The organism is Isoptericola aurantiacus (assembly GCF_044769875.1).
GTDB classification, from domain to species: domain Bacteria; phylum Actinomycetota; class Actinomycetes; order Actinomycetales; family Cellulomonadaceae; genus Isoptericola; species Isoptericola aurantiacus.
The window spans coordinates 285,737-307,022 of record NZ_JBJBAE010000002.1 but is presented as its reverse complement, the minus strand read 5'-3'; the positions used below and the strand labels follow the sequence as shown (position 1 = coordinate 307,022).

General features: G+C 74.5%; 25 protein-coding genes. 3 read left to right on the top strand and 22 right to left on the bottom strand.

Features of this window, described 5'->3' with window-relative positions; genetic code table 11:
• Nucleotide 1 precedes the first annotated feature (1 nt).
• Genes ACIQLL_RS08205 through ACIQLL_RS08195 form a run of 3 tightly spaced genes read right to left on the bottom strand, consistent with a single transcriptional unit; the run spans nt 2 to nt 1,778 of the window.
• Nucleotides 2-334, bottom strand: coding sequence for a small basic family protein (locus ACIQLL_RS08205; RefSeq protein WP_402465337.1), 333 nt, complete (start codon nt 332-334; stop codon nt 2-4).
• Nucleotides 331-1,200, bottom strand: a complete 870-nt coding sequence (locus ACIQLL_RS08200) for a DUF881 domain-containing protein (RefSeq protein ID WP_402465334.1) — start codon at nt 1,198-1,200, stop codon at nt 331-333. Before ACIQLL_RS08200 ends, ACIQLL_RS08205 begins: the two co-directional genes overlap by 4 nt.
• Nucleotides 1,197-1,778, bottom strand: a complete 582-nt coding sequence (locus ACIQLL_RS08195; RefSeq protein WP_402465332.1) for a CDP-alcohol phosphatidyltransferase family protein — start codon at nt 1,776-1,778, stop codon at nt 1,197-1,199. Before ACIQLL_RS08195 ends, ACIQLL_RS08200 begins: the two co-directional genes overlap by 4 nt.
• A gap of 305 nt (nt 1,779-2,083) precedes the next feature.
• On the opposite strand from ACIQLL_RS08195, the gene ACIQLL_RS08190 reads away from it, so the two are divergent.
• Nucleotides 2,084-3,862: a DEAD/DEAH box helicase gene (locus tag ACIQLL_RS08190; protein ID WP_402465329.1), complete on the top strand. Its 1,779-nt coding sequence runs from the start codon at nt 2,084-2,086 to the stop codon at nt 3,860-3,862.
• Between the two features lie 12 nt (nt 3,863-3,874).
• Here the strand turns inward: ACIQLL_RS08190 and ACIQLL_RS08185 are convergent, their stop codons facing one another.
• The 5 genes from ACIQLL_RS08185 to rpe all read right to left on the bottom strand — a co-directional run bounded on the left by ACIQLL_RS08185 (nt 3,875) and on the right by rpe (nt 6,548).
• Complete coding sequence (locus ACIQLL_RS08185; RefSeq protein WP_402465327.1) at nt 3,875-4,333, bottom strand: PH domain-containing protein; 459 nt, start codon at nt 4,331-4,333, stop codon at nt 3,875-3,877.
• A 2-nt stretch (nt 4,334-4,335) separates the two neighbouring features.
• A complete protein-coding gene (gene hisG, locus ACIQLL_RS08180) occupies nt 4,336-5,184 on the bottom strand; it encodes an ATP phosphoribosyltransferase (RefSeq protein WP_402465324.1) in 849 nt (282 codons plus the stop codon).
• 94 nt (nt 5,185-5,278) lie between these two features.
• Complete coding sequence (locus ACIQLL_RS08175; protein WP_402465322.1) at nt 5,279-5,542, bottom strand: phosphoribosyl-ATP diphosphatase; 264 nt, start codon at nt 5,540-5,542, stop codon at nt 5,279-5,281.
• An 85-nt stretch (nt 5,543-5,627) separates the two neighbouring features.
• Complete coding sequence (locus ACIQLL_RS08170; RefSeq protein ID WP_402465319.1) at nt 5,628-5,846, bottom strand: hypothetical protein; 219 nt, start codon at nt 5,844-5,846, stop codon at nt 5,628-5,630.
• Nucleotides 5,847-5,885: 39 nt separating this feature from the next.
• A complete protein-coding gene (gene rpe / locus ACIQLL_RS08165; RefSeq protein WP_402465316.1) occupies nt 5,886-6,548 on the bottom strand; it encodes a ribulose-phosphate 3-epimerase in 663 nt (220 codons plus the stop codon).
• Nucleotides 6,549-6,601: 53 nt separating this feature from the next.
• On the opposite strand from rpe, the gene ACIQLL_RS08160 reads away from it, so the two are divergent.
• Nucleotides 6,602-7,027: a DUF1761 domain-containing protein gene (locus ACIQLL_RS08160; protein WP_402465313.1), complete on the top strand. Its 426-nt coding sequence runs from the start codon at nt 6,602-6,604 to the stop codon at nt 7,025-7,027.
• On the opposite strand, the gene ACIQLL_RS08155 is transcribed toward ACIQLL_RS08160, so the two are convergent.
• Together ACIQLL_RS08155 and ACIQLL_RS08150 are read right to left on the bottom strand one after the other, a co-directional pair.
• Nucleotides 7,024-8,205 carry an RNA polymerase sigma factor gene (locus ACIQLL_RS08155; RefSeq protein WP_402465309.1) on the bottom strand — a complete coding sequence of 394 codons (1,182 nt, stop codon included), beginning with the start codon at nt 8,203-8,205 and terminating at the stop codon, nt 7,024-7,026. The two genes, ACIQLL_RS08160 and ACIQLL_RS08155, sit on opposite strands and share 4 nt — an antisense overlap.
• 6 nt (nt 8,206-8,211) lie before the next feature.
• The gene (locus tag ACIQLL_RS08150; RefSeq protein ID WP_402465307.1) at nt 8,212-8,619 is read right to left on the bottom strand and encodes a YciI family protein; all 408 of its coding nucleotides are present in this window, start codon (nt 8,617-8,619) and stop codon (nt 8,212-8,214) included.
• Between the two features lie 122 nt (nt 8,620-8,741).
• On the opposite strand from ACIQLL_RS08150, the gene ACIQLL_RS08145 reads away from it, so the two are divergent.
• Nucleotides 8,742-9,287, top strand: coding sequence for a GNAT family N-acetyltransferase (locus ACIQLL_RS08145; protein WP_402465304.1), 546 nt, complete (start codon nt 8,742-8,744; stop codon nt 9,285-9,287).
• Between the two features lie 19 nt (nt 9,288-9,306).
• Here ACIQLL_RS08145 and ACIQLL_RS08140 read toward each other — a convergent pair whose 3' ends face one another.
• From ACIQLL_RS08140 to pyrF, 12 genes are all read right to left on the bottom strand, one after another.
• The gene (locus tag ACIQLL_RS08140; protein WP_402465303.1) at nt 9,307-10,587 is read right to left on the bottom strand and encodes a type II toxin-antitoxin system HipA family toxin; all 1,281 of its coding nucleotides are present in this window, start codon (nt 10,585-10,587) and stop codon (nt 9,307-9,309) included.
• Complete coding sequence (locus ACIQLL_RS08135) at nt 10,574-10,822, bottom strand: helix-turn-helix transcriptional regulator (RefSeq protein ID WP_402465301.1); 249 nt, start codon at nt 10,820-10,822, stop codon at nt 10,574-10,576. The genes ACIQLL_RS08140 and ACIQLL_RS08135 overlap by 14 nt, the downstream gene beginning before the upstream one ends.
• Nucleotides 10,823-10,916: 94 nt before the next feature.
• A complete protein-coding gene (locus tag ACIQLL_RS08130; RefSeq protein ID WP_402465299.1) occupies nt 10,917-12,455 on the bottom strand; it encodes an RsmB/NOP family class I SAM-dependent RNA methyltransferase in 1,539 nt (512 codons plus the stop codon).
• Complete coding sequence (fmt, locus tag ACIQLL_RS08125) at nt 12,452-13,405, bottom strand: methionyl-tRNA formyltransferase (RefSeq protein ID WP_402465296.1); 954 nt, start codon at nt 13,403-13,405, stop codon at nt 12,452-12,454. The genes ACIQLL_RS08130 and fmt overlap by 4 nt, the downstream gene beginning before the upstream one ends.
• A 30-nt stretch (nt 13,406-13,435) precedes the next feature.
• Nucleotides 13,436-14,113 (bottom strand): HAD family hydrolase, encoded by a 678-nt coding sequence (locus ACIQLL_RS08120; RefSeq protein WP_402465294.1) that lies wholly within the window; start codon nt 14,111-14,113, stop codon nt 13,436-13,438.
• Entirely contained in the window at nt 14,113-16,233 is a 2,121-nt protein-coding gene (locus ACIQLL_RS08115) for a primosomal protein N' family DNA-binding protein (protein WP_402465292.1), read from the bottom strand. Before ACIQLL_RS08115 ends, ACIQLL_RS08120 begins: the two co-directional genes overlap by 1 nt.
• A 56-nt stretch (nt 16,234-16,289) precedes the next feature.
• Complete coding sequence (gene metK / locus ACIQLL_RS08110) at nt 16,290-17,498, bottom strand: methionine adenosyltransferase (protein WP_402465289.1); 1,209 nt, start codon at nt 17,496-17,498, stop codon at nt 16,290-16,292.
• A gap of 75 nt (nt 17,499-17,573) precedes the next feature.
• A complete protein-coding gene (gene coaBC / locus ACIQLL_RS08105; protein ID WP_402465286.1) occupies nt 17,574-18,806 on the bottom strand; it encodes a bifunctional phosphopantothenoylcysteine decarboxylase/phosphopantothenate--cysteine ligase CoaBC in 1,233 nt (410 codons plus the stop codon).
• 16 nt (nt 18,807-18,822) lie between these two features.
• Nucleotides 18,823-19,176, bottom strand: a complete 354-nt coding sequence (gene rpoZ / locus ACIQLL_RS08100; protein ID WP_402465283.1) for a DNA-directed RNA polymerase subunit omega — start codon at nt 19,174-19,176, stop codon at nt 18,823-18,825.
• A gap of 86 nt (nt 19,177-19,262) precedes the next feature.
• Nucleotides 19,263-19,913 carry a guanylate kinase gene (gene gmk / locus ACIQLL_RS08095; RefSeq protein ID WP_402465280.1) on the bottom strand — a complete coding sequence of 217 codons (651 nt, stop codon included), beginning with the start codon at nt 19,911-19,913 and terminating at the stop codon, nt 19,263-19,265.
• Nucleotides 19,914-19,935: 22 nt separating this feature from the next.
• Complete coding sequence (gene mihF, locus ACIQLL_RS08090) at nt 19,936-20,247, bottom strand: integration host factor, actinobacterial type (protein WP_402465277.1); 312 nt, start codon at nt 20,245-20,247, stop codon at nt 19,936-19,938.
• Between the two features lie 207 nt (nt 20,248-20,454).
• Nucleotides 20,455-21,273, bottom strand: a complete 819-nt coding sequence (pyrF, locus tag ACIQLL_RS08085; protein WP_402466270.1) for an orotidine-5'-phosphate decarboxylase — start codon at nt 21,271-21,273, stop codon at nt 20,455-20,457.
• Nucleotides 21,274-21,286 lie beyond the last annotated feature (13 nt).

Below are 21,286 nucleotides of genomic sequence, written 5' to 3'. Positions count from 1 at the left end.
GTCACGCCTTGAACAGGTGCCGGCGGATCGCGGCAGCGTTGGAGAAGATCCGGATGCCGAGCACCACCACCACCGCGGTGGACAGCTGCGACCCGACCCCGAGCTGGTCGCCGAGGAACACGATGAAGGCCGCGACCACGACGTTCGACAGGAAGGACACGACGAAGACCTTGTCGTCGAACAGGCCGTCGAGCTTGGCCCGCAGGCCGCCGAAGAGCGCATCCAGGGCGGCGACCACGGCGATCGGCAGGTAGGGCTGCAGGAAGACCGGGACGGTCGGCTCGAGCACGAGACCGACGACCACGCCGATCGCGAGACCGACGACGGCGATCATGAGTTCTCCTCCGGGGTCGAGTCGTCCGACGGGTCCTTACCCATCGGCTCCGCATACCGCAACAGCTGGTTGCCGATGCTGGGCAGGGTCAGCTCGGAGGCCGTCCCCAGCGTCGTCGTGATCCCGTATCCGGAGGACAACAGCTGCGTGTAGGCGGGCGCACCGGTCCGAGCGTACGCGGCCTGCATCTCCTCGGGGTCACCCACGGCCCGCACGACGTAGCTCGGACCGGGCAACGGCACCAGATCGACCATGACGGCCTCCCCGGCATGGCGGATCGCGGACAACGACGTCAGGCGCTGGTCGCCGACGCTGATCGCCTCGGCCCCGGAGGCCCACAGCGCGTTGACGACCGTCTGCAGGTCCACGGCCTGCACCCGGGCGTCCGAGGCGTCCGCGTCCTCCCCCAGGTCGGCGCCGCCGTCGGTCATCGTGACCTCGAGACCCGGGCCCGTGACAGCCATCGACCCGGTGACCACCGCGTCGAGCAGCATCTGGTCCTGCGTCGCCTGGTCCTGGCCCGCCAGCGCATCGGCCTGCAGCGCGTCGATCTCCTCGTTGAGGGCGACGGACCGGTCGCGCAGGGCCTCGGCCTCCGCCTGCCGGTCGGTGATCTCGTCGGCGAGGAGCTCACGGGCCGACAGGCCCTGGGCCGGCACCCGCAGCTGCTGGGCGGCCAGGACCGTCATCAGCCCCAGGAGCACCGCCACGAGACCCAGCAGGAAGAGCGACGGCCTGCTCGGACGTCGCTGGCCGGCCTCGCGCCGCCGAGCCGCCTCGGCGTAACCGGGGTCGAGCGGCTTCTCCATCACCTCGACCAGCAGGGTCATCGACTCGTCCGGCCTTCTCGTCGGGGTCGACGTCATGACTCCACCCGCCCCGGGCCGCCCGCGTCGGCGGCGACCAGGCGTCGGGTCTGCACGAGGTACTGCAGGCCGGCCAACCAGTACAGGCCGACGCCCCACCAGGCGAAGGCCCAGCCCACCACCTGGGCGACCGCGCCGACCGTACCGGGCGACTGCGCCAGCAGCAGCAGCGGGAACGCGTACAGCAGCGCGAACGTGCCCCCCTTGCCCACGAAGCCGACCTGCAGCGGACCGTAGCCGTGCCGCGACAGGACGGGGGCCAGGCAGGCGAGCATCACGTCACGCGCCACGACCACCACCAGCACCCACAGCGGCACCACGCCGCGCCACGTCAGACCGATCAGCGTCACCACGATGAACAGCCGGTCGGCCGCCGGGTCCAGGACCTGCCCCAACCTCGACACCTGGTCCAGCCGCCGAGCCAGGAAGCCGTCGAGCCAGTCGCTCGCTCCCGAGGCCGCGAGGACCACCAGCGCCCACAGGTCCTCCCCCGTCACGATCAGCACGGCGAACACGGGCACCATGGCCAGGCGCACCATGCTGATGACGTTCGGGACCGTCCACACGGCCGAGCTCACCTGCCGACCTGCCTGCACGTCCACCGCCCGCGTCCACCGGATCCACTGCCCCAAACATCCTACGCATGACGGGCCACGACGGGGCGCAGTGGGCAAACTCACCGCGCCGTGCCCTGCCACGTCCCGGGCGCGACACGTACGATGGGACCAATCCATTCGGAGTTCGTCGTCTTCCCGCGTGTTCGTAGGCCCTGGCAGCAGTCGAGCAGTATCGAGCCAGGTGCAGGTGTGTGTCCGGGACCGAGCGACCGCCCCGCCCCCGGCGTGGCAGGACTCCCCCGCACCGACGAAACGGTCACCTCACCATGAGCACCCCTGACTCCACGCTGCCCACCGACGCCCAGCCCACGTTCTCCGACCTGAACCTGCCCGCACCGCTGCAGAAGGCCGTCGACGACCAGGGCTTCACCACCCCCTCGCCCATCCAGGCCGAGGCCATCCCCGCACTGCTCTCCGGCCGCGACATCACCGGCGTCGCCCAGACCGGCACCGGCAAGACCGCCGCGTTCGCGCTGCCGCTGCTCGCCGCCGTCGACACCGCCGTCGACGTCTCGCGCGGCCACGTCCAGGCCCTCGTGCTCGCCCCCACCCGGGAGCTCGCCATGCAGGTCGCCGACGCCGTCGAGTCCTTCGCCGCCCACCTGCCCGGGGTCAAGGTCCTGCCCGTGTACGGCGGCTCGCCCTACGTCCCCCAGCAGCGCGCCCTGCGCGACGGCGTCCACGTCGTCGTCGGCACCCCCGGACGCGTCATGGACCACATGGAGCGCTCCGCGCTGTCCCTGCAGGACGTCAAGTTCCTCGTCCTCGACGAGGCCGACGAGATGCTGCGCATGGGCTTCGCCGAGGACGTCGAGAAGATCTTCGGCCAGGCACCCGCGCAGCGCCAGGTCGCGCTGTTCTCCGCCACCATGCCGCCCGCGATCCGCGCCGTCGCCGACACCCACATGACCGACCCGGTCCAGATCGCCGTCAGCCGGCAGTCCAGCACCGTCACCACCGTCGAGCAGACCTACGCCGTCGTGCCGTTCCGCCACAAGGTCGGCTCCCTCGTGCGCGTCCTGGCCACCTCCGACGCCGACGCCACCATCGTGTTCACCCGCACCCGCGCCGCCGCCGAGGAGGTCGGCGTCGCGCTGGTCGAACGCGGCGTCTCCGCGGCCACCATCTCCGGCGACGTCGCCCAGAAGGAGCGCGAGAAGATCGTCGAGCGCCTGCGCAACGGCTCCCTCGACGTCCTCGTCGCCACCGACGTCGCCGCCCGCGGGCTCGACGTCGACCGCATCGGGCTCGTCGTCAACTTCGACATCCCCCGCGAGGCCGAGGCGTACGTCCACCGCATCGGTCGCACCGGCCGCGCCGGGCGCACCGGCAAGGCGCTCTCCTTCGTGACCCCCCACGAGCGCGGCAAGCTCAAGCACATCGAGCGCACGATCCGCACCCGCCTCGTCGAGGCCGAGATCCCCTCCCCCCGCGACGTCTCCGCCCACCGAGCCCGCACCATCCTCGGCACCGTGCCCGCCCGGCTCGAGGCCGGACGCCTCGACCTGTACAGCGAGCTCCTCGCCGAGCACCTCGCGCCCCGCGAGGACGGCACCGCGCCCGACGCCGCCCAGGTCGCAGCAGCGCTCCTGGCGCTCGCGGTCGGTGACGACGGCCCCGCCTACCTCGCCGCCCAGGAGGCGCACGAGAAGGAGCGTGCCGAGGTCAAGGGCGGGCGCACGCGCGAGACCCAGCGCGCCGAGCGGGGCGACCGCCAGAGCGACCACGCTCGCCGCGGCATCCGCCGGCCCGCGGAGGGCACCCGCTACCGCATCTCCGTCGGTCACACGCACGGCGCGCAGCCCCGCGGCATCGTCGGTGCGCTGACGAACGAGGGCGGACTGCGCGGTGCCGACATCGGCAAGATCGACATCTTCGGGAACTTCTCCCTGGTGGACATCACCAAGCCGCTCGACGACGCGACCATGCACCGCATCGGCCGCGCCAACGTCGCCGGACGCCAGCTGCGCATCTCGGTCGACAAGGGTGCGCCGGAGCGCCGCGCACCCCGCACCGAGCGGCGTCCCGCCCACGCGGCACGCTGAGATCCTGCGGGGTCAGGGTCGTTCGGGGGCCTCGCCGAGCTGACGGGTCAGATCCTGCAGCCGGCGGGCCTCCGCCATCCCCCGTTCGCCGTCGGCGCGCTGGATGCCCATGACGGCCAGCGTCCCGCCGTCGGACAGGTCCAGCGTCACCCACGGATCGTTCATGGTCAGCCGGACGCCCACGATCTGGGCCCAGGCGACCCGCCGGGTGCGGACCACGTTGCGCACGGTGAGACCGTCGGGGTCCGGGCGGGCGTGCACGCCGCCGAGCCGCCACAGCAACCATGCGACCCCGACGGCGAAAGCCACGAACGCCACGCGTGTGCCGTCGTCGAGCAGCATCCCGTCGTCGGCGCCGAGGCCCACCACCAGGCTCCCGCCGACGGCGACGGCCCCGGTCACCACGACAGCGACGCGGGCCCACAGCGGCCGGAAGGTCCGGAAGCGGTCCCGCGTGCCGTCGTCGGACATCGTCAGAGGCGGCAGGCGTGGATCGAGGTCACGAGGATGCCGCGGGCCCCGACGTCGTACAGCGCGTCCATGACCTGGTTCGTCTCGGCGCGACGGACCATCGACCGCACGGCCGCCGACTGCCCGTTGTGCAGCGGGGACACCGTGGGCGACTCGAAGCCGGGGGTGACCGCGACGGCGGCGTCCAGCAGGTCCATCGGCACGTCGTAGTCGAGGAGCACGTACTCCCGGGCGGTGATGACGCCCTGCAGCCGGCGGGTGAGGATGTCCACCCCGGCCGGCAGCCCGGTGCCGGCGCGGCGGATCAGCACGGCCTCGGAGCGCAGGATGGGCTCTCCGAAGACCTCGAGCCCGGCGGCCCGCAGGGTGGTCCCGGTCTCGACGACGTCGGCGATGACGTCGGCGACGCCAAGGCGCACCGAGCTCTCGACCGCACCGTCGAGGTGGACGATCGCGGCCGGCTCGACGCCGCGCTCGGCCAGGTGCGCTCGCACGAGCGTCGTGTACGACGAGGCGACGCGCTTGCCGACGATCTGCGCCACGTCGTCGACGGTGCCCGCCGGCGCCGCGAAGCGGAACGTCGAGCCGGCGAACCCGAGCGGCAGGTGCTCGACCGCGTCCGCGTCGGAGTCCAGGAGCAGGTCGCGGCCGGTGATGCCCACGTCGACCGTCCCGGCGCCGACGTAGACGGCCACGTCGCGCGGGCGGAGGAAGAAGAACTCGACCCCGTTGTCGGCGTCGGCGAGCACGAGCTCACGGGTGTCACGGCGCTGGCGGTAGCCGGCCTCGCGCAGCATGTCGGTGGCGGGCGTGGACAGCGAGCCCTTGTTGGGGACGGCGATGCGGAGCAACGGGGAACCTCGTTCGGATCGGGTGGGACGACGGCGGTGGTGCGGACCGGAGCGCGCGCGGCGGTCCTGCGTCGGACGACGCAGGACCGGGCGCTCACAGATGCGCGTACACGTCCTCCAGGGTGAACCCCTTGGCGACCATCAGCACCTGCAGGTGGTACAGCAGCTGCGAGATCTCCTCCGCCGCCGCCTCGTCCGACTCGTGCTCGGCGGCCATCCACACCTCGGCGGCCTCCTCGACGATCTTCTTGCCGATCGCATGGACGCCGGCGTCCAGCTGGGCGACGGTCCCCGACCCGGCAGGTCGGGTCCGGGACTTCTCGGACAGCTCGGCGAACAGGGACTCGAAGGTCTTCACCCCTCCAGCCTAGACGCCACCCCCGGCTGTCAGGGCCTTGTCCCGGTGTGCGGGACGCCAGGGTCGTGGTTTCACGCTTGGCACACTATTTTTCATCGAACACTCTGCGGTGCTCGGCGGGCCGGCGAGCGGGCAGATCGCCGGCCGGCCCCGGGGCGACCACCCCGTCGAAGGGCGTGACCGTGCGCAACCCGTGGTCGGCGTCGTCATGCAGGATCAGGACCACCTCTCCCGTCACGTCCAGCGGATCCCCCTGCGGGTACGCGCCGCTCCCCTCGTGGCAGGTCTGCGGGGTCGAGAGCACCTCGATCCGCCCGCCCCCTGCGGGACCAGATCCTTGCCGTCAGTGCGTGTGCCGGCTCGCCAGGTCCCGCAGCACACCGATCTCCGCCGGGACGTCGTCGGCCCCGTACACCGCGGAGCCCGCGACGAACACGTTCGCGCCCGCCTCGGCCGCCCTCTCGATCGTCGTGCGCGACACTCCCCCGTCGACCTGGATGTGCACGTCCAGGTCGAGCTCGCTGATCCTGTCCCGCGCGCGCCGGATCTTGGGCAGAGTGCCCTCGATGAACGACTGCCCGCCGAAGCCCGGTTCGACCGTCATGACCAGGATCATGTCGACCTCGGCCAGGAGGTCGAGGAACGGCTCCACGGGCGTGGCCGGCCGCAGCGCGACCCCCGCTCGTGCCCCGAGCCGCCGCAGCTCCCGGGCGAGCCGCACCGGCGCCTGCGCGGCCTCGGCGTGGAACGTGACGGACGAGGCTCCCGCCTCGGCGTAGGCAGGGGCCCAGCGGTCCGGGTCCTCGATCATGAGATGCCCGTCCACCGGGACCGGGGAGATCTGCGTGAGCCGTTCGAAGACGGGCAGGCCGAGCGTGAGGTTGGGCACGAAGTGGTTGTCCATGACGTCGACGTGCGCGGCGTCGGCGGTCGCGATGAGCTGCAGGTCGCGCTCGAGGTTCGCGAAGTCGGCCGACAGGATGCTCGGGTTGATCAGGGCTGCCATGATGCCCAGCGTAGAGCCGGTCACCGGCCGGCACGTGCGCAGAGGAGCACCGCATGGTTCCCGAGATCAACTACTGGGCCGTCGTGGTCGCCACGGTCTCGACGATGGTCGTCGGCTCGGTCTGGTACACGCCCCGGGTGTTCGGGACGGCGTGGATGCGGCTGGCGCGGATCGACCGCGAGTCCCAGGGCAGCGCCGTCGGACCGATCGCCGTCACCGTGGTGGTCAGCTTCGTGTCCGCGTGGGTGCTGGCCGGGGCGACCTACATCGCGTGGGAGTTCTACGGCGGCGGGTTCGTCGGTGCCGCTCTGGCGACCGCGGGGTTCCTGTGGGCCGGCTTCACCGCCGCACGGTTCGTCACCCACGACGCGTTCGAGGGCCGGCCGGTCGCGCTGACCGCCATGAACGTGGCCCACGAGCTGGTGACGTTCGCCGTCATGGCCGTGATCATCGGCGTGTGGCCCCCGGCGGGCGTCTAGGAGCCGTCGACGCCGGCGCTCGCGTCCGTCGTCCGGCCGTCCGCACGGGCGTTGATCCGGGACGCCTGTCGCAGGAGGTGGTCGCGCTCCGGAATGCTGGTCGCCTCGCGGGCCGCCTCGGCGTAGAGCCGCGCCGCGGTCACCGGGTCACCGTCCCGCTCGTGCAGGTACGCGGCAGCGGCGGTCCGGCGCGGGAGGCCGGGATCGACCTCCTCCAGCGCCCGCAGGCCCGCCCGGGGGCCGTCGGCCTCCCCGACGGCGACGGCACGGTTGAGGCGGACGACGGGGCTGTCGTGGAGTCGCAGCAGCTCCTCGTACCACTCGACGATCTGCACCCAGTCCGTCTCCTCGACCGACGGGGCATCGGCGTGGAGCGCCGCGACAGCGGCCTGCGCCTGGAGCTCGCCGAGCCGGTCACGAGCTAGTGCCGCCTGCAGCACGGTGACACCCTCGGTGATCTTCGCGGTGTCCCACCGGCTCCGGTCCTGCTCGGCGAGGGGCACGAGGCGGCCGTCGGCATCGGTCCGGGCTGCGCGGCGGGCGTCGTGCAGCAGCATCAGCGCCAGCAGGCCCGCGACCTCCGGGTGATCGACCAGGGCCGCCAGCTCCCGCGTGAGCCGGATCGCCTCGCGGACCAGGTCGACGTCCCCGGAGTACCCCTCGTTGAAGACGAGGTACAGCACCCGCAGCACCGTGGCGACGTCGCCGGGTTCGTCGAGCCGCACCGAGGCAACGGTGCGCTTGGCCCGGCTGATCCGCTGGGCCATCGTGGCCTCGGGCACCAGGTAGGCCTGCGCGATCTGCCGCGTGGTGAGCCCGCCCACCGCACGCAGCGTCAGGGCGACCGCCGAGGCCGGGGTCAACGACGGGTGCGCGCACAGGAAGTACAGCCTCAGCGTGTCGTCGGACTCCCCTCCGGGCAGCGGGAGCGGCTCGGCCCCCGCGCGCAGCTCGCGGCGCCGGCGAGCCGTCTCGGCCCGTGCGGCGTCGAGGAACTTGCGCCACGCCACCGTCACGAGCCACCCCTGGGGTTCCCGCGGAGGGTCGTCCGGCCACACGCGCAGCGCTTCGACCAACGCCTCCTGCACCGCGTCCTCTGCCGCCGCGAAGTCCGCACCGCGGCGGCAGAGGACGCCGATGACGGTGGGGGTGAGGCTCCGTAGCCGGTCCTCGTCCACCGTGCGTCAGTCCGTGGTGGTCGTGTGCGCACCCAGGAACGGGCGCACCTCGAGCCACTCGTGGATCGGCCGGCCACCGGCACCGGGGGCCGCCGAGAGCTCGCCGGCGAGCTCGACCGCCCTGTCCTGGCTCTCGACGTCGATCACCATCCACCCGGCGATGAGGTCCTTGGTCTCCGGGAAGGGCCCGTCCGTGACCGGCGGACGCCCCTCGCCGTCGTAGCGCACGAACATCCCCTCCGGCGACAGGGCCTGACCGTCGACGTACTCGCCGGTCCCCTCGAGCCGGCGGGCGAAGTCGTCCATGTACTGCAGGTGGGCCGAGACCTCCTCCGGCGTCCAGCGGTCCATCGGGACGTCGTTCACCGCGGCCGGGGCTCCGCGGTAGTGCTTGAGCAGCAGGTACTTGGTCATCAGGATCTCCTTCGGCGGTACGGCCCAGGGTGGCCGTCTCACCCCAGGGACGGAGCCGCAGCCGCATACTCGACATCGTGGCACCAGAATGCCGCGGCAGGTCCCGGGACTACGCTCGCGCCGTGGAATCCACCGCTGACGCCTCCCGCCGGACCGACGACGCCGCGCGTCCGGCGATCCGCCCCGCCACGGAGCGCGACCTGCCCGCCGTGGCGGAGATCCTCGCGCCCTACGTGCTCCGCACGGCGGTGACCTTCGACGAGGTGCCGCCCGACGCCTCCGCCTGGACCACCCGGCTGGACGAGCTGCGCGAGCTCGGGCTGCCGTTCCTCGTGGCCGAGATCGACGACGACGTCGTCGGCTACGCCTACGCCGCCCCGTGGCGCCCCAAGGCGGCCTACCGGCACACCGTCGAGTCCACGATCTACCTCTCCCCCGCCGCGCAACGCCGCGGGGTGGGCACCCGACTGCTCTCCGCCCTCCTGGACGCCTGCTCGCTCGGCGGCGTGCAGCAGGTGATCGCCGTGGTCGCCGACGACCCCGCCGCCGCGGGGTCGCTGCCGCTGCACCGCCGGCTCGGCTTCGAGGTGGCCGGCGTGCTGCGTGACGTCGGGGTCAAGCACGGCCGCCGGGTCAGCACGATGCTGCTGCAGCGCACCCTGCGCTGACGCGCAGCGGCCTCGGGGGTCAGAGCAGGTCGGCGCGCAGCGCGTCCGTGCGCTGCTCCACCGTGCGCCAGGCGGGACCGCCCACGCCGGGGTGCGCGTCGCGGTCGATCTCTCCCAGCGCTGCGCGCAGGTCGTCCAGCGTCGTGGCGACGACGCGCGCCGACCGACGCTGCGGAAGACCCCACGAGACGCCCTCCGCGACGAGGTCGGTTCCGCCGATGGCGTCCATGTCCCGCCGTCCGGCGACGTCCATCGCGAAGACCCGGGACGCGTGGTCGTGGTGCAGGTGCATGGAGATGTCGTAGGCGGGCGCCAGCGTCACCGTGCCGTCGGCACGACGCAGCATCGAGACGTTCTTGGCATGGGCGTCGGTGTTGCCGAGGGCCAGGTTGAGCGTCGTCAGGGCGAGCAGCCGGTCCGGGCGGGTACCGTCGTCGCGCAGCACCTGGGCGATCGCCCGCAGCGACGGGATCGCGCGTCCGTGCTGGAACTTGCGCTCGGGGTCGCGGGTGTTGATGCCGAGCGCCTGGGCGGCGTCCTCCTGGTGGATGCGGCGCAGTCCGCCGGGTGCGACGGCGTCGGGCACGCGGTCGTAGCGGGACACCACCAGGCAGCGCACGTCCTCGAACGTCTCCACGTGCGCCCGGATCGTGGTGAGCCCGATGCGGCGCGCGAGGTCGAGGGCGGCCGCCTCGGTGTCCACGAGGTCGGCCGTCGGCGAGTCCGCGTCGCGGGCGACCTTGAGGATGTGCGTGGTCGCCTCGTCGGGGGCGGCGCGCCACCAGGCGCCGTCGTCGCGCACGAGCCCGATCTTCGGCTCCATCCCGGGCAACGAGCTCGTGAGGCGCTGGCTGCGAGCCTGTCCCCCGGCGCGAGCGATGCTCGCGCGCAGCAGGTCCGCGACCCCGGCGTCGTCGAGACGCGCCGCCTCGCGGTCGTGGTCCCGCGGTTCGGCCCCCACGGCGACGAACCGGAGCGCGCCGACGGTGTCCCCGCCGTACGCGCCGAAGAAGCCGACCGGGTCGTCGGGGTCGACGCCGACGTCCATGGCCATGTGGTCGCGGACACGGCCCTCGGGCATCAGCCCGTCGAGCCAGGCCGTGACCCGGGCCGGCGCGGGCGCGGCGTCGGGATCCATGGGCAGCAGGTGGGACAGGACCCGCGAGCCGTAGCCCCACCGGTCGACCGCGCCGGGGTCCCACTCGAGCTCCACGCGCCGGGCGCCGCGACCGGTGTCCCGCGCGGAGAACCGGGCGATGCGGCGGCCGTAGAGCCAGGCATCCAGCTCAGGCGCGATCATCGCTGCCCCGCTGCTCGAGGCGGACCTCGATCCCCAGCTCGTCGAACATCTCGAAGAGTCGCGTGATGTAGAGGTTGCCGACGCCGGACTCGACCTCGGAGACGTACTGCCGCGTCAGGCCGAGCTCGTCCGCGAGCGCCGCCTGGCTGAGTCCGTGGTGCTTGCGGGCTTGTCGGACGTAGCGGCCGAGGTCGCGGGGGCCGCGGGCGTGGGTCCAGCGGTCGGTGGTGGTCACGTCGCCTCCGTTGTCAGGTTTTTCTGACTGAGTAGAGTGTCAGAGTATCCCGACAATGAAATAGACGCAAGGAATTCCTGTCAGCCGTCGATCCTCAGGACGTGCGCCGCAGCAGCGTCAGGTGCATGGCGTCCGTGCCGTGCACGTGCGGCCAGAGCTGGACGTCCAGGCCGTCCGCACCGCCGTCGTCGGCGCCGAGGTCGATCGGCGCGCCGGGTACCAGCACCGCGCGCACGGCCGCGCGGGCGTCGAGGCGCTCGACGTCGTCGCGCCGGCGCAGGACGTCGTCGACGACGAGCCGGGTCTCGGCCAGGTGGGGCGAGCACGTGACGTAGGCGACCACTCCCCCGGGGCGCACGGCGTCGAGGGCGGAGCCGAGCAGCTCGCCCTGCAGGCCGGTGAGCGAGCCGAGGTCGGCGGGGGTGCGCCGCCAGCGGGACTCGGGTCGACGCCGCAGCGCCCCCAGGCCGGTGCAGGGGGCGTCCACGAGCACGCGGTCATAGGCTCCGGGCTCCTCGGCCCCGACCTCCCGGCCGTCACCGGTGCGGACAGCCTCCACCGCGCCGTCGGGCAGGGAACGCAGACCCTGGCGCACCAGGCGCGTGCGGTGCGGCTGCACCTCGTTGGCCACGAGCCGTGCACCACGCTGCGCCGCCAGGGCGCCCAGGAGCGCCGCCTTGCCACCCGGGCCGGCGCACAGGTCGAGCCACCGCGCGTCGGCTCCCTCCAGCGGCACCTCGGCCAGGGCGAGCGTGACCAGCTGCGAGCCCTCGTCCTGGACGCCGGCGCGGCCGTCGGCGACGGCGGCCAGCGCCGCCGGGTCGGTGCCCGAGCCCAGCACGCGTGCGGTGGGCGCCCAGCGCCCCGGCTCCAGGCGCACGTCCGCGGCGCCGTCGCCGAGCGCCTCGGGGTCCGTCAGCCCGGGTCGGGCGACGAGCGTGACGCGGGGGGCAGTGTTGTCGGCCTCGAGGAGGTCGGCGATCTCGCCGGCGTCGCGGCCGTGCCCGTGCAGCGCCTCGCGCAGCGCGCGGGTGATCCACACGGGGTGCGAGCCGGTCCGGGCGAGCTCGGTGACGACGTCGGGGGCGTCGGCGCGCACCTCGGCGAGCCAGTCGTCCAGCGGGCGCCGTCCGACGGCGCGCAGCACGGCGTTGACCATCTGGGCGGGGCCGGCGCCGACGCGGTCGCGGCACAGCCCCACGGTCTCGGAGACGGCGGCGTGGGCGGGCACCCGCATGCCGAGCACCTGGTGCGCGCCGAGCCGCAGCACGTCCAGCACCTCGGGGTCGAGCTGGTCCAGCGGGCGGCTGACGCACCGGCTCAGGATCGCGTCGTAGCGGCCGCGCAGCCGCAGGGTGCCGTAGGCGAGCTCCGTGGCGAACCCGGCGTCGCGTCCGGTGATGCCGCGCTCGCGCAGCAGCGGCGGCAGCACGAGGTTGGCGTAGGCGTCCGAGGTGTCGACCTCGCGCAGCACGTCGTAGGCCGCGGTGCGCGCCGGGTCGGTGGTCCGTCGGCGCTGCGAGGGCGCCCGGGCGGTGCGGTGGCCCTGGCCGCGGGACCGGGCGGCGCCGCGCTGGCGGCCCCGTGCGTCGCGTCGGTCGTCCTGGTGCCCGTCGCGTCGGTCCGCGCTCATCGGTCGCCCCCCAGGACGGCGTCGACGACGGCGCGGCCGGCGCCGCGGGCCCAGTCGGCCGCCGCCATGGGTTTCTTGCCCACGGGCTGCACCGTGCCGAGGGCGACGGCGTGGGTCCCGGTGCCCACGAGCACCTCGGCCTTGGTCGCGCGCACCTGTCCGGGACCGAGGTCGGTGGTCTCGGGACGCGGCGTGACCGGCCCGATCCCGAGCCGCGCGGCGTCGCCGTCGGGCCCCGGGGGCAGCGTGGTCCAGGCTCCCGGTGCCGGGGTGACCGCCCGGACGCGCCGGTCGACGGCGAGCGCCGGGTCGGCCCAGCGCACCAGGGCGTCCTCGCGGGTGATCTTGGGGGCCACGGAGACGCCGTCGCCCGGTTGCGGCTGCGGGGCGAGGGTGCCGGCGGCCAGGGCGTCGAGGGCGGCCACCAGCAGCCCGGCACCGGAGGTGGCGAGCCGGTCGAGCAGGTCCCCCGAGGTGTCGCGGGGCCGGATCGTCTCGGTGGCGGTGCCCAGCACGGGGCCGGTGTCCATGCCCTGGTCGAGCAGGAAGGTGGTGGCGCCGGTGACCTCGTCCCCGGCGAGGATCGCGTGCTGGACGGGGGCGGCGCCGCGCCAGGCCGGCAGCACCGAGAAGTGCAGGTTGACCCAGCCCAGGCGGGGAACGGCCAGGACGTCGGGGCGCAGCAGGTGGCCGTAGGCGACCACGGGGGCGGCGTCGACGTCGAGCTCGCGCAGGCGCGCCACGAACTCCTCGCCGCGGGGGACGTCGGTGAGCACGGGGATGCCGGCCTCCTCGGCGGCGGTCCGTACGGGGCTGGGGACCAGCCGACGGCCCCGTCCGGCGCGGGCGTCGGCCCGGGTCAGGACGGCGACGACCTCGTGGTCGGAGTCGAGCAGGGCGCGCAGGGCGGGGACGGCGGGTTCAGGGGTTCCGGCGAAGAGAAGACGCACCGGGCAAGTCTAGGCGGGAGCCGCGGGCACTCACCCGTGCTGCGGCGTCGCCGGAGGCCTGGTCACGGGGAGCCCGAGGTCGGCGAGCGCCGTGCGCAGGGCGGGCGTGCCGGTGAAGTGCACGGCGCGGAAGCCGACGGCGCGGGCCGCCTCGACGTTGGCGGCGGTGTCGTCGACGAACACGGTGCGCTGCGGCCGCAGGTCGAAGCGGGACGCGGCGAGGCGGAAGATCTCGGGGTCGGGTTTGGCCAGGCCGACCCGGCCGGAGACCAGGACGTCGCGCAGGCGGCCGATGGCGGGCGCCGCGGGCTCGGCGTGGTGGTAGGTGTCCGCGGCCCAGTTCGTCAGCCCGTACAGCGCCACGCCCCCGGCGTCGAGCTCGTCCACCACGTCGGCCGCGCCGGGCACGGGTCCGGTCAGGGTCCGGCGGTACCGGCGGGCGTAGTGCTCGGCGAGCCCTGCCAGGTGCGGGCGGGTGACCTGCAGGTGGGCGACGGCGTCGGACCAGCTGCGGCCGGCGTCCTGGGCCCGGTTGAAGCGGGCGAAGTCCACCTCGGTCATCCAGGCGTCGACCTCGGCGCGGTCCAGGCCGGCGAACGCCCCGTACGGGTCCCAGCCGACCAGCACGTTGCCCAGGTCGAAGAGCACGGCGTCGACGGTGCCGTCGGGGAGCGGCGCCGTGGGGCGCTGCGGGACGGGGTCGGTCATCAGAGCATCTCCGCGGGGTCGAGCTGGACACGGACGGTACCGCCCTCGCGACGGGCCGATCGCACGGCCATCGAGGCGCGCAGCTGGCGGGCGAGCTCGACCCCGTGGGCCAGGGGGACGCGCACCACGACGCGCACGGACGCCTCGAACCGCCGGCCGTCGTCGGGCAGGTCGACGGGACCGAGCACGGAGTCGCCGGTGGCGAGGTCGACCCGGTCGACGACGGCGCGCACGGCGTCGGCCTGACCGGTCACGGCCGCGACGCGCACGGCGGGCGGCAGGTCGAGCTCGCGCCGCTCGGCCAGCTCCCGTTCGGCCAGGCCCGAGGGGTCGAAGCGCACCAGCGCTCCGGTGGGGGCCGGTGCCGCGTCCCCGACGAGGAGGACCTGACCGGCCGGGCCGGGCCGCACCAGGGCGGCCGCGGCGAGCCACCGGTGCAGCGCGCTCGTGGCCATGGCCAGCGAGGTGCCCGCGGTCGACGTCGCGGCGTCGAGCAGCAGCGCCGCGCTGTAGCCGTCCGCGGCGACGGGCTCGGCACCGGGGGTGGCCACCACCAGCGCGGGCGCGGCCGGCACGGTGTCCAGGACCCCGCCGGGCGCCGAGGAGGCCGAGACCCGCACCGGCACGCCGGGGAAGGCGCGCCCGAGCTCCTCGGCGGTGCGTTCGGACCCCACCCGGACCGCCCGCACCCGGTCGTGACCGCACTCGTCGCAGCGCCATCCTCCGGCCAGCCGCCCGCACCACGTGCACTGCGGGATCGAGCCCGCTCCGTGCAGGCCCAGCGGGCCGTGGCAGTGCGCGCAGCGCGCGGCCGTGCGGCAGGCGGCGCAGGCCACCACCGGCAGGTAGCCGGTGCGGGGCACCTGGACGAGCACCGGGCCGTGGGTCAGGGCGTCCTTGGCGGCCCGCCAGGCGGCCGTGGGCAGCCGGGCGGCCGCCCCGGGTCCCTCGCGGGCCAGCTCGACCGAGGTCAGGGCACGTACGCGCGGGGCCCGCGCGCGCAGCACCTCGCGGGGTGCCGCGATCTCGGCGGCCCAGCCGCGTGCGAGCATCGCCTGCGCCTGCACCGTACGGCCCGGGGAGGCGAGCAGGAACGCCGCCCCGGCGGCCTCGGAGCGCAGCGCCAGCACCTCGCGCACCTGCGGGTACGGGGCGTGGGGCTCGGTCAGCGTCTCCTCGCCGTCGCCCCACAGCACCACCAGCCCCAGGTCGGGCACCGGGGCGAACATCGCCGCCCGGGTGCCGACCACCACCGCGGCCAGCCCGTGCCGGGCGCGCAGGAAGGCCCGGTACCGCGGGGCCGGCCCGTCGTCGGCCTGCAGCCGCACGACGTCGTCGACCCCCGCCGCCGCCAGCGCCGCCGCGAGGCGCTCGACGTCCCGGGCGTCGGGGGCCACGACCAGAGCACGGCGGCCCCCCGAGAGACTCGCGCGCACCGCCTGCGTCACGGCGGCGGCCCAGTGCGGCGTGCCCGCGGCACCGTCGCCGCCCGGGGCGGTCTCCAGGCCCGGCAGGGGGCTCCACACCGCCCGCGGCGCCTGCCCGGCGAGCACCCGTCGGCAGAACGCGTCCCCGCCCCGGTACGGCGTCCACGTGCCCGCGAAGCCCTCGCCCGTGGGCTGGGCCGGGGCGGTCGGGGCCGCCGGGTCCAGGGAGCCGAGGACCTCGGCCTCGACGCGGGCGTGCCGCGGCGGCACGGCCAGCCGCAGCACGTCCGAGAGCGTCCCGGCGTACCGTTCGGCCACCTGCCGGGCCAGGGCGAGCACCTCGGCGGACAGCACCGGGTCGGGCGAGACCACCCGCTTGAGCGGCACCAGGCGGCCCTCGTGGTCGGAGGAGGCGGTGCGGGCCACCACGAACCCCGAGACCTCCTGCGCCCCGAACCGGGCGCGCACCCGCGCCCCGGGCACGGCGTCGTCGGCCATCGTGGCCGGCACCAGGTAGTCGTACTCGCGGTCCAGGTGCGCCGGCGCCAGGTCCAGGACCACCCGGGCCACCGGGTCGACGTCCGCCGGCGGGACGGGGCCCCTCGGCCGGCGGGCACGCCGGCCCGACCGGGGGGCCGGGACGTCGTCGAGCCCGAGCAGCGCGGGCTGCTCGGGCTCGTCGTGGGTGGTCACGGCGCTATGCAACCACGGACCACCGACCCGCGGGGCGACCGGGTGCTCGCCACGCGTCAGACGGCGGCGCGCAGCGCGTCGACACGGTCCGTACGTTCCCAGGTGAAGGCGTCCAGCTCGCGGCCGAAGTGCCCGTAGGCGGCGGTCGCGGCGTAGATCGGGCGCAGCAGGTCCAGGTCGCGGATGATCGCCGCCGGCCGCAGGTCGAAGACCTCGCGGATCGCGGCCTCGATCCGCGCCGGGTCCACGGTGGCGGTCCCGAACGTCTCGACGTAGAGGCCCACGGGGTGCGCCCGGCCGATGGCGTAGGCCACCTGGACCTCGCAACGGCGGGCCAGACCCGCGGCCACCACGTTCTTGGCCACCCAGCGCATCGCGTAGGCCGCCGACCGGTCCACCTTCGAGGGGTCCTTGCCGGAGAACGCGCCCCCGCCGTGGCGGGCCATGCCGCCGTAGGTGTCGACGATGATCTTGCGCCCCGTCAGGCCGGCGTCCCCCTGCGGCCCACCGACCACGAACTTCCCGGTCGGGTTCACGATGAGGCTGGCCGCGGCCACGTCCAGACCGATCTCCGCGGCCACCAGCCCCACGACCGGCTCGACCACGTGGTCGGCGATCTCCCGGGCCAGCTTGTCCTGCTCGATGTCGGCGTCGTGCTGGGTGGACAGCACCACGGTGTCCAGGCGCACCGGCCGGTCGCCGTCGTAGCCCACCGTGACCTGCGTCTTGCCGTCCGGCCGCAGGCCCACGACCTCCTCGGTCCGGCGCACGTCGGACAGCCGTTCGGCGAGCCGGTGCGCCAGGAAGACCGGCAGCGGCATCAGGGTCGGGGTCTCGTCGGTGGCGTAGCCGAACATCAGCCCCTGGTCGCCGGCGCCCTGGCCGTCCAGCGGGTCCACGTCGTCGGCGCGCGTGCGTCGCTCCAGCGCCGTGTCCACGCCCTGGGCGATGTCCGGCGACTGCTGGCCGATCGAGACCGAGACCCCGCACGAGTCGCCGTCGAACCCGATCGCCGAGGAGGTGTAGCCGATGCCACGGACCACCTCGCGCACGATCTGCGGGATCTCGACGTAGGCGTCCTCGGTGGTGACCTCCCCGGCGACGTGCACCAGGCCCGTGGTCACCATGGTCTCGACCGCCACCCGCGCCCGCGGGTCCTGCGCGATGAGGGCGTCCAGGATCGCGTCGGAGATCTGGTCGCACACCTTGTCCGGGTGGCCCTCGGTCACGGACTCGGAGGTGAACAGGCGCAGCGCATCGGTCATGGGGACCACCCTACGACCGCGCGGCGCTGCGGAGCGCACCCCTCACCCGAAATCGTCTCGCATGGTGAGAACTTCTCACATGTCGGACAGGATCTTCGCCACCGCGTCCCACAGACCGTCCGCCACCTGGCGCTTCGTCCCGGCCGCGCTCGCGACCGTCGCGCCCTGGGCGTCCAGGACGGTCACCTCGTTGACGTCGGTGCCGAAGCCCACCGCCTCGCCCACCTCGTTGACCGCCAGCAGATCGGCGCCCTTGCGACGCGCCTTGGCCCGGCCGTGGTCCAGCACGCTGCCGGTCGCGTCGCCCGTCTCGGCCGCGAACCCGACCACCACCTGACCCGCGCGCACCCGGCGGGCCGCCAGCTCGGCCAGCACGTCCGGGTTCTCCACCAGCTCGATCGCGGCCGGCGACCCGCCCGGCACCTTCTTGATCTTGGCCCCCGGCACCTGCGCCGGACGGAAGTCCGCCACCGCGGCGGCCATGACGACCGCGTCGGCGTCCGCCGCGGCCGCGCGCACCGCCTCACGCAGCTCGCGGGTGCTGGAGACGTCGACCACCTCGACACCCGCGGCGACCAGGGGCTGCGTCGAGGCGGCCTCGAGGTTCGCCGCGACCAGCGTCACGCGGGCCCCGCGGTCACGCGCCGCCGAGGCCAGGGCGACACCCTGGCGGCCGCTGGAGCGGTTGCCGATGAACCGCACCGGATCGATGGGCTCCCGCGTCCCCCCGGCCGAGACCACCACGTGCCGGCCTGCCAGGTCCGGCGACGACGGCGGCCCGGACCGCGCCGCCACCTCCAGCGCGACGCGGGCGATCTCCTCGGGCTCCGGCAGGCGGCCCGGACCCGAGTCGTCACCGGTCAGGCGCCCGCTGTCGGGGTCGACGACGTGCACGCCCCGCGCGCGCAGCGTGGCCACGTTGGCCCGGGTCGCGGCGTGCTCCCACATCTCGGTGTGCATCGCCGGGGCCATCACCACCGGACAGCTCACCGTCAGCAGCGTCGAGGTCAGCAGGTCGTCGGCGCGACCGGACGCGGCACGCGCCAGCAGGTCCGCCGTCGCCGGGGCCACCACCACCAGGTCCGCGCCGCGGCCGAGGGCCACGTGCTGCACGCCCGGCACGTCGTCGAACACCTCGGTGGTGACCGGTTCTCCCGACAGCGCCTCGAACGTGGGCGCGCCGACGAACCGCAGCGCGGCCGCCGTCGGCACGACCCGCACGGCGTGGCCCTGCTCGCGCAGCAGGCGCAGCAGCAGCACCGCCTTGTACGCGGCGATCCCTCCGCCGACCCCCAGCAGGATCCTCATCGGCGCAGCGCGCAGGTCAGACGATCTCGTCGCCCACGACGTGCTCGGAGGCCGACGGCTCCTCGCCGGCGGCCTCGTCCGCGGAGACCCGCAGCGGCACGTCGACCGGCTCGGCCGCGGGCTCCGCGGTGAGCAGGCCCTCGTTGATCTCGCGCATCGCGATCGACAGCGGCTTCTCCTGGTTGCGCGTCTCGACGAGCGGTCCCACGTTCTCCAGCAGGCCCTCGTTGAGCTGGGAGTAGTAGGCGTTGATCTGCCGCGCGCGCTTGGCCGCGTACAGCACCAGGCCGTACTTGGACTCGCTGTGCTGCAGCAGGTCGTCGATGGGCGGGTCGGTGATGCCGATGGGCTGGGGCACGGTTCCGGCCATGTGTGTCACTCCAAGCAGACGTACGGACCGGTGGCGGTGGCCACCGGGAAGTCATCAGGGGTATCGACAGACCATCCTACCCGCCGTCAGCGCGCTGCCTGCGATGCGGTGCGAGTGGCGCCCGTCTCGTCCACGCCCAGCAGCCGGGCGAGCTCGTCGGTGGCCCGGGTGACGTCGTCGTTGACGATCGTCACGTCGAACTCGGCCTCCGCGGCCATCTCGACGCGTGCGGTGGACAGACGCCGCTCACGCTCGGCCGCGTCCTCGGTGCCCCGGCCCACCAGCCGCCGCACCAGCTCCTCGAAGCTGGGCGGGGACAGGAAGACGAACTGGGCCTCCAGCGAGCTGTTCCGCACCGCGTCGCGCACCTGCCGCGCGCCCTGCAGGTCGATCTCGAGCAGCGTGGGCCGACCGGCCGCCAGGTGCTCGACCACCGGGCCGCGCGGAGTGCCGTACCGGTGCCGACCGTGCACGACGGCCCACTCCAGCATCTCGCCGGCCGCCACCATGCGGTCGAACTCCTCCGGCTGCACGAACAGGTAGTGCACGCCGTGCACCTCTCCCGGGCGCGGGGGTCGGGTGGTGGCCGACACCGACAACCAGACCTGCGGGTAGCGCGCGCGGATGTCGGCCGAGACGGTGCCCTTGCCGACCGCGGTGGGTCCGGCCAGCACCGTCAGCCGCGCCGGGCCGCGGGCCGCGTCGTCGTCGTCACGGGGGCCACGGGGAGCCGGCACGCCGGCGGATGGTGCGGAAATCTCAGCCAAACCTCTCGATCAGCGCCGTGGCCTGGTGCGGCCCCAGGCCGCGGACCCGACGGGTCTCGGCGATCCCGATCTCTTCCATGATCGCCCGAGCCTTCACCTTACCGACTCCGGGGAGCGACTCGAGCAGCGAGACGACCTTGAGCTTGCCCACGACGTCGTCCTTCTGGCCCTGCTCGATGACCTCCTTGAGCGAGCCCTGGGAGTACTTCAGACGGTTCTTGATCTCCGCCCGGACGCGCCGCGCCTCGGCGGCCTTCTCGAGGGCCGCCGCACGCTGCTCCGGGGTGAGGGGAGGAAGAGCCACGCAAGTCACCTGCTTCGTCGAGCCGATAGGGGGTACTGCTCCCTCGAAAGTAGCCACGACCTGCGCAAGCGGCAATCGCTGGGGGCCCGTCTGCGAGAAAGACCACCCGTCGGCGCGGGACAATCGCCCCGTAGTCGCCCGTACCGGACGACCCGGTGTCCCGGTCGGTGCCGGCACCGGGTCGCGCGGACCCGGCGCGAGCACAGGTCAGCGTGCCCCGCGCAGCGCGCCACGGACCTGCGCGACGGCGTCCCCCGCCGCCCGGCGCAGGCCCGCCGGGTCCGGGCCGGCCGCCAGCACGCCGCGCGACGACGACGCCAGCACCTGCGAGCGGGCCGCGCCGAAGACCTCGGCGAGCTCGGCCGCGCCGGCGCCCTGCGCCCCGACACCCGGCGCGAGCAGCGGCCCGTTGACGGCCTCCAGGTCCGTGCCGGTGGCGCGCACCGCGTCGCCGACCGTCGCCCCGACCACCAGGCCCACCGAACCCATCGGCGCGGCGCCGCTGTTGAGCACGGCCGCCTGCGCGGCGATCGACGCCGCCACGCTGACCCCGTCGGCGCCCACGGCGTGCTGCACCTCGTGCCCCTCCTTGTTGGAGGTCAGACACAGCACGAACACCCCGCGCCCCGACGCGGCGGCCCGCTCCAGCGCGGGCCCGAGCGACCCGAAGCCCAGGTACGGCGACACCGTCACCGCGTCCCCGGCGAGCGGGGAGCCGTCCGCCAGGAACGCGTCGCCGTACCCGGCCATCGTCGAGCCGATGTCACCGCGCTTGGCGTCCACCACCGTCAGGGTCCCGGCCGCACGCGAGGCCGCCAGGACCTCCTCCAGGACGGCCAGACCCGCCGCGCCGTGGCGCTCGAAGAACGCCGCCTGCGGCTTGAACGCCGCGACCCGGCCGCCCAGGGACTCCACCACGCGCAGCGAGAACTCCCGCAGCCCGCTCACGTCGTCGTCCAGCCCCCAGGCCGTCAGCAGCTCGGCGTGCGGGTCGATGCCCACGCACAGCGGACCGAGGCTGTCCATCGCGGCGGCGAGG